The following is an 11,482-nucleotide window of genomic DNA, read 5'->3' as shown; positions in this document are numbered from 1 at the left end:
TTAGATAAGTAATATCAATACGTTAACGCCCTACGGGGCGATATTTGCGTTTCGACCGAAATGCGTGGTGCTACAATGGTGCTACGTTTGAAGGGCGCATATGGCTTGACTCGTAAATAGGTTGAGTGAACTAATTTTAGGATCATCCTAAAAGGGATTTGCTTTACAATGTCTGCGCAAGTTAAACTCTATTGAACAGCATGAATGCAAACCTGTTTCCCAAGTGATGTGGCAGAGTGTGAAGGTTTGGTTTACAGTTTAAAAATAGTGAGCTTTTAGTGGGTATAGGGTAATCCGGCGAGGAAGTAATCCGGGGCAATCTACGTTAGTACAAGGATGATTTAGTTGAATAGACACGCCAGTGCCGCAAGTTTAGCCTCGGATGTCACGGCCGAACAGATTTTCAAGTTTCTCCCTAGTCAAGCTACCTTGGAGCAAGCAAAGACGTTTCTGGCTAAACGAAGTATATCCTTTTCGGCTGGTAGCTGGGACTTCATGATCAATGAGAGGCTCAAGCCAGCACTTAAAGACGGGACAGTCAGCCTTTTGGAAGTCGCAGGCTTTCTAGCCGAAGCTGAGGAGCACGGAAAGCAACATGTTTTACTATACAGAATAGGTAAATCCGAGGTTGCCCGGATTCTTGACACAAACTACCTGAGGGCCATTTGTGCGACTGAAAGTAGGTTTCCTCCCTTTAATTCGCGATCTATCGTTGGTGTTCCCGAAAGCCCAACAATCTCTGAGGTCCGTACCGAGGGGACTACTATAGTTATTAAAGTCATTGAAAAACGTTATGTTAGGGATGAAAGCTCCTATCGAGAATGGGAGAAGGACGGCCAGCTATTTACATCCGTAGACACTCGCCCATATCGCGCTGCGAATGTTGTACGGATTCATTCAGATGGCCTGTGTGAGGTGCGAATACATTCTCATATGGATGCCTACGACTACGGCGTAGAAGCGCGAGCATTATTAACTAATCTCGAGCCTCTGATCGATAGCAAGAAATTTTCATCGTACTCTCTACAAGATGCTAAACAATATGTTTGTGATCCTAAACATCGGAAAAAGGCTATGGAGGCTTTTGACGTTAAGCACACCGAGCATCTTGATTTGGCTGAAGGTCGCCTGCGCCCATCGATTTCAGGGTACGGGACAAGCATGTTGAATAGTTCATCTTTGACAGCAGCTATTGACGCTTTTCACGTAACTGAGGGGACCGTCCATAGAGCTGGGTTGACCGTGCGGAGTTGCAAAGGCCTTCGAAGAAATATCAATCTTGGCTTGTCCGGTGAAGACAATGAATTCTTTTTGACTGCCAAAGTTACAAAAAGCGAATATGAGTATGTTCTTCAAACAATTTTAGGCGCCATGAAGGCTATGAAGCTGAAATGAAACTTGGTTGGAAAAACAGACTGAGAAAGGTTGTTCTCGAGATGAAAAATGGTTCTCGACCAGAGTCGTTGACCGTGCCAGCATTAAGAGAAATCGTAAATGCACCTTCCTTCGAAGAACTTTCAAAGTATGCGGCACAATTGATAAGCAACGGTGAAATTGAAATTCATTATCGTGTCAAATCTCCAGACACGAAGGTTACAATTGCTGAATTCGGTCACCTCTATCAAATACCTACTCGAGTGTTCGATGACTCAAGTGACTCTTACGTTACGGTCAACCCCGTAAGGGACGTTGAGGTTATCTATTCAGTTGGAAAAGCTTGAACTTGTCTAATTCTCTCCGAAAAGCAGAAGATATCGCCCGTAAGCTTCTACTGGAGATTCAAACGCTATCCAGCGAAGAAGCAATGACGCACTTTCAATCGAAAATGCAAGATATACCGGAAGAGTATAGAAACTTGGTCGATGCAATGGTTGGAGCGACGTTGGTTTACAGCCATAAGACAAGTAACACGGGTTCGAGCACGCCAGTGAATAGTCATCCAAAAACCGCGATTTCTATTTTTAGAAGTTGGTTGCTGGATATGAATAAATATGTGCGGCTTATTCTAACGGTTGGCGTTTTGATAGTTGCTGCCGTTGCGATTTTTTCGGTGCTCCCACCAATAGGCCACATAAAAAGCCAAGCAGGAAGAGATGAGCTTCGAGAGATACGAAGCGATGGACGAGACAACTTAATTATCTTTGTGCATGGCATAAGAGATGATGGAGAACTGACTTGGACAAACGCCGAAACCGAAAAGAATTGGGGGCAAATGCTGGCTGAGGATAGCCGCTTCGAGAACTTTGATTTAAGTAGTTACCACTACTCATCAATGCTCTTTCAGGCTGGCAGCCTCTCGATTTCTAATGTGGCTGATCAATTGGCATTTAGAATTGATAATGGGTCGGTTACAGATTACGAAAATATAATCTTTGTTGCTCACAGCATGGGGGGTATTGTTGTTCGGAATTTGCTTCTCAAAAATGATGCTATATCTGAAAAAGTCCCGCTCATCTATTTTCTTGCAACACCTACTGCGGGCTCTGACATCGCAAGACTTGCAAGTTTAGTTGACCCTTCTAACCGCCAACTAGACGCCATAACATCATTTGAAAGAAGCAATTTTTTAGCCGACCAATATTCGACATGGCGAGGCTCGCATTTGATGTCTAAAGTCTATAGTTTATGCGCGTTTGAGACCGTGCCTACGAACGGTATTCTGGTTGTTGAACAAGTTAGTGCACAAAGTCTATGTAGTGAAAGAACTATACCGTCGGGACAAAATCATTCAGGGATTGCAAAACCCTACTCCGAAGAGAGTTTGATCTACACAGTTTTTGCGAACCGTGTCGAAACGCTTTTTGGACGTGAAAGCCCTTAGTTAGATTTTACAATTACAGAGAAGGTCGGCACCCTTCGCTCTCTGACAAAACCGACAAAACTGACACAATCCCCGTTTGATGCGCGAATAGATAGGTTTTGTCGGTTAAGTCAGTTTTGTCAGGCGCTATGCAAGCGCAGCCAAGACCGCCGGATTGACAAGGAACAGCTTTGCGGGCCGCCCGCCATTCGCGCCCGTGCTACCGTCCACTTGGCGCAATACCTCCGCCTCAATCAGAGCGTCCAGCGCGGGTTTCAGTTCGGCGGCTGTGGTCAACCCTTTGCGGTCCATGCGTTGGACCTCACGCGACGAGAAACGCTCCCAGCCGTGCTCTCGGATAATCGCGAGCAAGCGCCGCGCGGATTGTTCGCGCTTAGACAGGCTTGCGTCCGCATATCTGCGATCAGAACCACGTTTTCACGACTGAAGTCATCAACGTAGGCCAACTGGCTGCCATTGATGAACAGCATCAACTCGCCGGCTTCTGTGAATTCGGTATGGCTCGCGAGGAACGTCAGGCTTTGCAGCCGGTCGTCTCCCTCGCGTGCCATCGCCGCTGCTGCGATCGATAACAATGTGCCGCCAATGCAATAGCCCAACGCTAGGATTTTTGCCCGTCGGTGATGGCGTTGACTGCATCCACTGCGTCCATGAGCTCATGTGAGCGATAATCGTCCATCGACAGACCGCGATCACTTGCATCGGGGTTTTCCACGACATCACTAAGACCGTAAAACCTTGGCCGGACAGATACCGCACAAGGGAGTTTTCGAAGGGGGGCGAACTTGTTTTGTAGTCGCGAGTAACAGTGGGTTGTGCCATACTAAATGTCTCCGAAGCCAGAGTTCGTTGCTGGGACCGTAAACCAGCACAGGTCACCTAACATTGATGTATATCGAGCCTTTCGCGAGGTTGCTCAGTGTGCTCCGGACTTATCGGCACCCGCTGGTTCAAGGAGACGATGTACAACGTCTTCATACAAGGTTTTAGGAACTACCTCGGTATTCTAGCGTGAGGCACTCGCCTTTCCCGCAATTACCTATTATTTCGTTGGTAATGATTTCTGGCATTTTCTATTTGAAGTGCAAGAATTGAGTCGAATAGGAGTTTGCGTGTCCCTTTTTCTTATCGTCGCATTGCCGTTTTTCGGCGCGCTTCTACCTGGTCTCATGTATCCCGCAGGGCGGTCAGCTTGTGCTGGCGTGACATTCACCGTCACTTTAGCTGCTTTTGTAGGATTGCTCACAAACCTGCCGTCTATTTTAGCGGGTGAAGTTGTCGCCGCGCGTGTCGATTGGATGCCCGCTTTGGGGCTCAACTTCACCTTGATGCTTGACGGGTTGGGGTTTTTCTTTGCGTTGCTGATTTTGGGCATTGGCTTGTTGATTATTGCATATGCGCGAAATTACCTTAGCCGTAACGACAATATGGGCGAGTTTTTCACCTATTTGCTTCTCTTTCAGGGCGCGATGGTGGGGATCGTATTGAGTGACAACATCCTGCTTTTGCTTATTTTTTGGGAACTTACATCGCTATCGTCTTTTCTTTTGATCGGTTTTTGGAAACATCTGCCCGAAGGTCGCCAAGGCGCGCGCATGGCCTTGACGGTGACGGGCATGGGCGGCCTGTCGATGGTCGCGGGCATGCTGATCCTTGGACAGATTGTCGGCAGCTATGACCTCAGCGTGATCTTGCAGAACCGCGATTTGATCCAAGCAGATGCGCTTTATGTGCCGGCGCTTTTGTTGATCTTGCTGGGTTGTTTTGCCAAATCGGCACAGTTTCCGTTCCATTTCTGGCTGCCCCACGCGATGGCAGCACCCACCCCTGTATCCGCCTATCTGCATTCTGCCACGATGGTGAAAGCAGGGATTTTTTTGATGGCGCGCATGTGGCCCGTGCTATCTGGCACGCCAGAGTGGTTTGTGATCGTGACCACTGCGGGCCTGATAACAATGGTGCTGGGCGCGGTGATCGCGCTCTTCAAGCATGACCTAAAGGCGTTGCTCGCGTTCTCAACGGTAAGCCATTTGGGTTTGATCACCATGCTTTTGGGCACGGGGACAGCATTTGGTGCAATGGCAGCCGTGTTCCACATTCTAAACCACGCCACGTTCAAGGCGGCTTTGTTCATGTCGGCGGGTATCATTGATCACGCGGCGCATACCCGCGATATCCGACGGCTTGGCGGGCTGCGCAAATTGATGCCCGTTACGTTTGTTATTGCCGTGCTCGCGGCCCTGTCGATGGCGGGTATTCCACTGCTTAACGGATTCTTGTCCAAAGAAATGATGCTAGAGCAATCCTATGCGACAGTGCTGTTTGGTTTGCCATGGTTGGTCCCCGCCTTGGCGACATTCGGGTCGATCTTTTCAGCAGCTTATTGTTTCCGGCTCATCGGGCATGTCTTCTTTGGAAAAGTGCGCGACGATTATCCTGCCACACCGCATGACCCAAACCCGGGCCTTTGGTTGCCGCCTGCGATCCTGGTGGTCTTGGTTGTTGTGATCGGCGTGGCGCCCTTTGTCATCGAACCGTTTGTTAAGCTCGTGACAACATCAGTCTTGGGCAACGCCGCCACGATCCCATACGCACATATCAAAATATGGCACGGCTTGGTGCCTGCGCTTTACATGTCAATCATCGCAGTTTTTGGTGGCCTGATCATGCTGGCTGGGTTCAACTCTGCCCTGCGGGTTTGGGAGCGCACGCCACGCCCCGAGGCCAAGGTGATCTTTGACAAAATCATTGGATCAACGGTAAAACTGGTACAAGCTGTCATTCTACCGCTGCATAACGGATCTTTCTCGCGCTATGCTGCGATTGGGGCTGTGACGATTTTTGTCGTCGGGTTTTACGCTTGGACAACGGGCACGGTAGGTGCGCCGACACGCGCGATGCAAGCCGCGGGGCCTGTGGCAATTGCGGGCTGGTTGATGCTCGTGGCAGCAACCATTGGCATGGTATTATTGCACCGCAACCGCCTGTTGTCTCTGATCTTGATTGGCATTGTGGGGTTGATGGTCTCTATCGGCTTTGTGTTCTTTAGCGCGCCAGACCTTGCTATGACGCAATTTACCGTCGAGGTGGTAACGATTATTTTGATGCTCTTGGCGCTGAATTTCCTGCCCAAGCAAACCCCTATAGAGAGCACGGTTTTGCGCCGCTGCCGCGACAGCGCCATCGCAATTATGGGTGGATTGGCGACCTTCGCCTTGGCCTACTATTATCTTTTGCGCGACGCAAAAGATGTGCCAATTTCGGAGTTCCATCTGGCGAATTCCTACAAAGGCGGCGGCGGCACGAATGTTGTGAACGTCATCCTTGTCGATTTTCGTGGCTTTGATACCTACGGTGAAATCATCGTCTTGGGTATCGCGGCTTTGCTGATTTATGCGCTGACCCAAACACTTTTGAATGGCCCTGTGCGTGCCCGACTATTGAACCGCGAGCCCGACCAGCCTCGTTCAGGCGATACACATCCGATGATGATGGTTGTCCTGACCCGTGTGATCATGCCCGTCGTTTTAATGGTCGGTTTCTATATCTTCCTGCGCGGCCACAATGAACCGGGTGGTGGCTTTATTGCGGGGCTTATTGTCTCGATTGCAGTCGTGATGCAGTATATGGCGAGCGGCTTTGTCTGGACGTCCGCGCGCTTGCGCTACCCGTATCACGGCGTGATCGGGGCGGGCGTTTTGATCGCTGGGTTTACTGGCATGGGATCTTGGTTTTTTGGCAAACCGTTCCTGACATCCGATTTCACTTATGTGCGGGTTCCGCCGTTTGAAAAGTTTGAACTGGCAACCGCTGCGCTGTTCGATTTGGGCGTGTTCCTTGCGGTTCTTGGTGCGGTGATGCTGTCGCTTGAAAGCTTCTCACGTCTGGCACGTCGTGCGCATATGGAAGATAGCGAACACCCAATGGACATTGATCCGTCACGTGATGACACGCCTGACACTGCAAAGGAGGGCGTGTAACATGGAACTCTTAGTTGCTTCGGCCATTGGCATTTTAACGGCCGGCGGGCTTTACCTCGTGCTGCGACTGCGCACATTCCCCGTCATCTTAGGGGTCTCTCTTTTGACATATGCGGTCAACGTCTTCCTATTTGCCTCTGGTCGCTTGACCGTCGGCGCCCCGCCGATTCTGCAAGATGGGGCGACAACATATGCTGACCCTATACCGCAAGCCTTGGTCCTAACCGCCATCGTGATATCGTTTGGCATGACAGCCGTTGTCGTCATGATCAGCCTCGGCGCGTTTTTAGGCTCTGATGATGACCACGTGGACGATCAACCCGACGCGACCAAGGGGGAACTATCATGACCCACTGGCTTATCGCGCCTGTCGTTCTGCCCGCGCTGCTTGCACCCTTCATTGTGCTGGCCGCCAGATATCACATCGGCATTCAGCGCACCTTCTCTGTTGTGGGCGTGCTGGCACTGATAGTGATCGCACTCGGTCTGACGTTGCAGGTTTTCGACGGCTCTATTCTTCTTTATCAACTGGGCGATTGGGCGGCGCCGTTTGGCATTGTCTTGGTCGGGGACCGGCTATCTATTTTCATGGTGCTTCTAACGGCGGTGCTGGCCCTCTTCGTGCTTCTTTATGCAATCGGTTCTGGCTGGGACAATCGCGGCGTACATTTCCATGCGTTGTTCCAATTCCAACTGATGGGGATCATGGGCGCATTTTTAACGGGTGACCTCTTTAACCTTTTCGTATTTTTCGAAGTCCTCTTGATCGCGTCTTATGGGTTGATGATCCATGCTGGCGGTGACGCACGACTGCGCGCGGGCGTACAATATGTGCTGTTTAACCTGATTGGATCAACGCTATTCCTGTTTGCGCTTGGATCAATCTATGCCGAAACAGGCACGTTAAACATGGCGGACCTTGCCAATCGGGTGGCCTTGATCGGCGCAGAAGACACTGTGGGTATCCGTGTGGCGTCTGTCTTGCTGATTTTGGTCTTTGCGATCAAAGCCGCCGTAGTGCCGCTACATTTTTGGTTACCGTCAAGTTACGCAGAAGCGCCAGCACCCGTTGCGGCACTGTTTGCGATCATGACAAAGGTGGGCGCATACGCGATTATCCGTGTATATACGATGATTTTCCCGCCCGACCTAGAGATCACAGCGGGTCTGCAAGTGGACTGGTTAATGCCTGCCGCGCTGCTGTCGGTGGCCCTTGGTATGGCCGGGGTTATGGCGGCAAAACGGCTTGACCGCTTGGTGGCGTTCTCGGTCATCGGGTCGATGGGTATGGTGATGGTCGCAATTTCGCTGTTCACACCAGAAGGTATTGCGGCGGCGCTTTACTACATTGTGCATTCGACATTGGCAGCAGCGGCATTATTCTTAATCACTGACTTGGTGCGTAGCGGACGGGCAAATTTGGATCTAGTCCCTCAACAACCCGTTGCTGGAAACGCGCTTACGGCAGCACTCTTTTTTGCCAGTGCAATTGCTGTGGTGGGACTTCCGCCGCTATCCGGCTTTCTGGGCAAATTGTTGGTGCTTGATGCGGCTTTCGGCACGGATCAGGTCGTATGGATTTGGGCGATTGTCCTTGGATCAAGCCTGATTGGCATTGTCGGATTTTCGCGCGCTGGCAGCATTTTGTTCTGGAAAGCGCAAAGCGTTGAGCCCGATGCGGAGGCACCAAATTCGCCGACCCCTGCCGTATTGTCCTATGTGGCCGTCGGCGGGCTGATCGCGCTTTTGGTTGCGCATACGGTTTTCGCAGGGCAAGTGCATAGCTATACAACTAAAATGGCCGCGCAGCTTTTCTCGCCGCAGCCCTATATCGCGACCGTGCTGGAAACATCTGGCAAGTTAAGTACGCCGCAGGAGGGGTATTGATATGAAGCGCGCATTTCTCTGGCTCATCCCACACCCATTCGTTACGCTCCTTCTCGCGGTTGTCTGGATCCTTTTACAAAACGAAGTTTCGGCAGGGATGGTCGTTTTTGGGATCATCCTCGGCATCATTATCGCACGAGGAACGTCGATCTGGTGGCCCAACACCCCGAAACGTTTCCGGTTGGACAAAATGGCGACCTATAGCGCCGTGGTCATCTGGGACATTCTTGTGGCCAACATCCAAGTGGCGTGGATCGTTTTGACAGTCCCCAATGCGAAACGAAAACCGGCGTGGATCGTTGTGCCGCTAGAGCTACGCCAGCCCGAAGCAATCACGGTGCTTGCAGGGACGATCACGCTGACCCCAGGAACGGTATCTGCGGATATGTCTGACGAAGGGCATAGCTTACTGGTTCATGTGCTGCACACAGACGACCCAGACGCCGTACGAGACGACATCGTGAACCGCTACCAAAGCCGCCTCAAGGAGATTTTCGTATGACAACAGCACTCTGGCTTTTTGACATCGCGATAATTGTGACTTTGATCACATTGGTCGTTTCACAAATCCTTTCGATGGTGCGGTTGGTCGTCGGACCAGCACCCGGTGACCGTATTCTTGCGCTGGACACAATGGCCATCAACGGCCTCGGTATCGTTATCGCCATGGGAATTTACCAAGGCGTGCAAATCTATTTTGAAGTATCGCTGTTGATCGCGATGTTAGGCTTTGTGTCGACAGTCGCACTGGCTCGTTTTGTCTTGCGCGGGGACATCATCGAATGAGCATTGATATTATCGGAACCTACGCCGTCGCATTCTGTCTGCTTATCGGATCGTTTTTTACCATTGTTGGCGTAATCGGGATGTTAAAGTTCGACACACCAATGTCGCGCCTGCATGCCCCGACCAAGGTAGGAACGGTCGGGGTCGGGATGTTACTCGCAGCCTCAATGTTGCACTCTTTCGTCATAGGCCAGACGTCGATTCACGAGTTGCTGATCATGGGGTTCCTGTTTGTGACGGCCCCCATTTCTGCGAACTTCATCGCAAAGGTAAATATTCATCGTGGTGACTGTGAAGCACCACCCTCACCGCCGCAGGACGATACTTGGTCAACGCTAGATACGCCGCAAGAGGATCGCAATAGCGAGGGTGCAAGCCAATAAATTTGCGCGCGATCGCGATGTCGTGCGGCCAGATTTACGCACCAATCCACATAGTGCGCTATTCAAAGTGACCACCGATTTCGGGCTCACTGTTGCCGATTATAGCAATCCCATTTTTTGGCAGGCAGACTTTGGTGCAAATGATACCTTCATAGGATAGGTTATCATTTAGGCGTTGTATTTTGTACGTCGACCTTGATGTCTTTCAATTCGCCAGCGGGAGTTTGTCCGCCCAAACCGTCGCGTAACCTCCCCGTCAGATCTGCGAGCTGCTCTGCGTTTTCGACCCCAATTGTGTCGTCGATCAACAGGTCGATATCGTGCCAAGCCGCGCGGATTTCTGACAATAAGTCTTGTCCAGCCGCGCTTAATTTCAGGATATTGCTGCGCACTTCGTTTGCGTCGACCTCGCGCGAAATAAGTCCCGCGTCGAGCAACCGCATTGTCATGGTACTCATACTGGCGGGCTTTATATGAAAGGCGCGTGCCAGATCAGCCTGCGACGCGGAGCCGACATTATCCAGCGCATCAAGAATACGCGCCTGTCTGGGCGGAACACCAAGCCGGGCAAGGCGCTGGCGAAGCCGATCTTCTATAAGGGCCGCAGAGTGGAGCAGCATGTGCATATTGAATTTACGTGTTGCCATACTAACAGTTAGTATACTACTGAAGGGGCAACAACAATCTGATAGTCAACAAAACCGTGGGCTTTCTGCACAGTGGAGCGAAAGATGTCTGACGTTTTAGGAAATTCCCCCGACAGTAAAAATAAGGGTGTCCTTTCGCACCTGTGGAAATTGGCGCTTGCGGTCTCCGTTTTGGCCATTGCTGCGAACCTCGTAATTATGTTCGGCGCACGGTTGGGGTTTTGGGCTCCGCTGGATGGCATGGGGCTTTATCGGACCTATTTCAACCCGATTGCTTTTGTGGCTGCCGGCCTTGGGCTTGTGGTCCTAGTAATCCACCTTGTTCGAAAAGAACGCGCGGGATCTTTACTGTCCGGTATCGCGTTTCTAATGGGGGCAGTCATGCTGTTGCCTTGGCTTTTTGCAACAATCGACCCACCGGTTCGCGCACCACCGATCCATGATATCACGACGGACACTCAGAACCCGCCGGAGTTTCAGGTGCTTGATGAAACACGTGCGGGTGCGTCCAACAGTCTAGACTATAGCGGCCAAGAAACTGCTGACGCGCAGCTCAGCGCCTATCCCGATATCGCACCGGTTATAACAACAATGACGGCCGAGGATGCGTTTGAACGCGCCCTAAGTGTTGCCGAAACGATGAATTGGGAGATTATTCCGCCCACGTTCGACAGCCTTCGGTTCGAGGCAACGGCCCGCACACCCGTGTTTTACTTTGCCGATGACATCGTTGTGGTGGTGACACCTTTGGACGATGGCAGCCGCGTCGATCTTAGAAGTGTGTCCCGTGTCGGGCGCAGTGATCAGGGGGTGAACGCCGCACGCATTCGCGCCTTTGTGTCCGCCTTTTCGCAGAGTTAAGGCGGCGTTCAATCAAAGGCCATTGTTCACAAGGCTGTGTGGAGCTGACACATCGGCTCCCCAAGGTTTGCGCTCAACAGTTAGTATGCTAACTGCATATCAACTTCGGTAATTTTC

Annotated in this window: 13 protein-coding genes; 10 read left to right on the top strand and 3 right to left on the bottom strand. The window is 51.2% G+C overall.

The window, feature by feature from the left end:
* The first annotated feature begins 345 nt into the window (after window positions 1-345).
* Genes Yoon_RS10825 through Yoon_RS10815 form a run of 3 tightly spaced genes read left to right on the top strand, consistent with a single transcriptional unit; the run spans window position 346 to window position 2,821 of the window.
* On the top strand, window positions 346-1,395 hold the full coding sequence (locus Yoon_RS10825) for a hypothetical protein (protein ID WP_238112217.1): 1,050 nt from the start codon (window positions 346-348) through the stop codon (window positions 1,393-1,395).
* The gene (locus tag Yoon_RS10820; protein ID WP_238112215.1) at window positions 1,392-1,721 is read left to right on the top strand and encodes a hypothetical protein; all 330 of its coding nucleotides are present in this window, start codon (window positions 1,392-1,394) and stop codon (window positions 1,719-1,721) included. The genes Yoon_RS10825 and Yoon_RS10820 overlap by 4 nt, the downstream gene beginning before the upstream one ends.
* A 2-nt stretch (window positions 1,722-1,723) precedes the next feature.
* Complete coding sequence (locus Yoon_RS10815; protein WP_238112213.1) at window positions 1,724-2,821, top strand: triacylglycerol lipase; 1,098 nt, start codon at window positions 1,724-1,726, stop codon at window positions 2,819-2,821.
* Window positions 2,822-2,947: 126 nt separating this feature from the next.
* Here Yoon_RS10815 and Yoon_RS10810 read toward each other — a convergent pair whose 3' ends face one another.
* Together Yoon_RS10810 and Yoon_RS10805 are read right to left on the bottom strand one after the other, a co-directional pair.
* On the bottom strand, window positions 2,948-3,112 hold the full coding sequence (locus Yoon_RS10810; protein WP_238112212.1) for a hypothetical protein: 165 nt from the start codon (window positions 3,110-3,112) through the stop codon (window positions 2,948-2,950).
* Window positions 3,094-3,396, bottom strand: coding sequence for a hypothetical protein (locus Yoon_RS10805; RefSeq protein WP_238112211.1), 303 nt, complete (start codon window positions 3,394-3,396; stop codon window positions 3,094-3,096). The genes Yoon_RS10810 and Yoon_RS10805 overlap by 19 nt, the downstream gene beginning before the upstream one ends.
* Window positions 3,397-3,933: 537 nt before the next feature.
* Between Yoon_RS10805 and Yoon_RS10800 the strand changes: the two genes are divergently transcribed.
* The 6 genes from Yoon_RS10800 to mnhG are packed head-to-tail and all read left to right on the top strand — an operon-like array spanning window position 3,934 to window position 9,857.
* Window positions 3,934-6,801 carry a monovalent cation/H+ antiporter subunit A gene (locus tag Yoon_RS10800; RefSeq protein WP_238112210.1) on the top strand — a complete coding sequence of 956 codons (2,868 nt, stop codon included), beginning with the start codon at window positions 3,934-3,936 and terminating at the stop codon, window positions 6,799-6,801.
* A gap of 1 nt (window position 6,802) precedes the next feature.
* A complete protein-coding gene (locus Yoon_RS10795; RefSeq protein WP_238112209.1) occupies window positions 6,803-7,150 on the top strand; it encodes a Na+/H+ antiporter subunit C in 348 nt (115 codons plus the stop codon).
* Window positions 7,147-8,688 carry a monovalent cation/H+ antiporter subunit D gene (locus Yoon_RS10790; protein WP_238112208.1) on the top strand — a complete coding sequence of 514 codons (1,542 nt, stop codon included), beginning with the start codon at window positions 7,147-7,149 and terminating at the stop codon, window positions 8,686-8,688. Before Yoon_RS10795 ends, Yoon_RS10790 begins: the two co-directional genes overlap by 4 nt.
* Window position 8,689: 1 nt before the next feature.
* Entirely contained in the window at window positions 8,690-9,190 is a 501-nt protein-coding gene (locus Yoon_RS10785; protein ID WP_238112207.1) for a Na+/H+ antiporter subunit E, read from the top strand.
* Window positions 9,187-9,474 carry a K+/H+ antiporter subunit F gene (locus tag Yoon_RS10780; protein ID WP_238112205.1) on the top strand — a complete coding sequence of 96 codons (288 nt, stop codon included), beginning with the start codon at window positions 9,187-9,189 and terminating at the stop codon, window positions 9,472-9,474. The genes Yoon_RS10785 and Yoon_RS10780 overlap by 4 nt, the downstream gene beginning before the upstream one ends.
* On the top strand, window positions 9,471-9,857 hold the full coding sequence (gene mnhG / locus Yoon_RS10775) for a monovalent cation/H(+) antiporter subunit G (protein ID WP_238112204.1): 387 nt from the start codon (window positions 9,471-9,473) through the stop codon (window positions 9,855-9,857). The genes Yoon_RS10780 and mnhG overlap by 4 nt, the downstream gene beginning before the upstream one ends.
* A 164-nt stretch (window positions 9,858-10,021) precedes the next feature.
* Here the strand turns inward: mnhG and Yoon_RS10770 are convergent, their stop codons facing one another.
* Window positions 10,022-10,504: a MarR family winged helix-turn-helix transcriptional regulator gene (locus tag Yoon_RS10770; protein WP_238112202.1), complete on the bottom strand. Its 483-nt coding sequence runs from the start codon at window positions 10,502-10,504 to the stop codon at window positions 10,022-10,024.
* Window positions 10,505-10,588: 84 nt separating this feature from the next.
* On the opposite strand from Yoon_RS10770, the gene Yoon_RS10765 reads away from it, so the two are divergent.
* Complete coding sequence (locus tag Yoon_RS10765; RefSeq protein WP_238112201.1) at window positions 10,589-11,365, top strand: DUF1499 domain-containing protein; 777 nt, start codon at window positions 10,589-10,591, stop codon at window positions 11,363-11,365.
* Window positions 11,366-11,482: the final 117 nt, after the last annotated feature.

The organism is Yoonia sp. I 8.24 (assembly GCF_022096995.1).
In the GTDB taxonomy this organism is placed as follows: domain Bacteria; phylum Pseudomonadota; class Alphaproteobacteria; order Rhodobacterales; family Rhodobacteraceae; genus Yoonia.
This window is presented reverse-complemented; position numbering and strand designations above follow the sequence as displayed.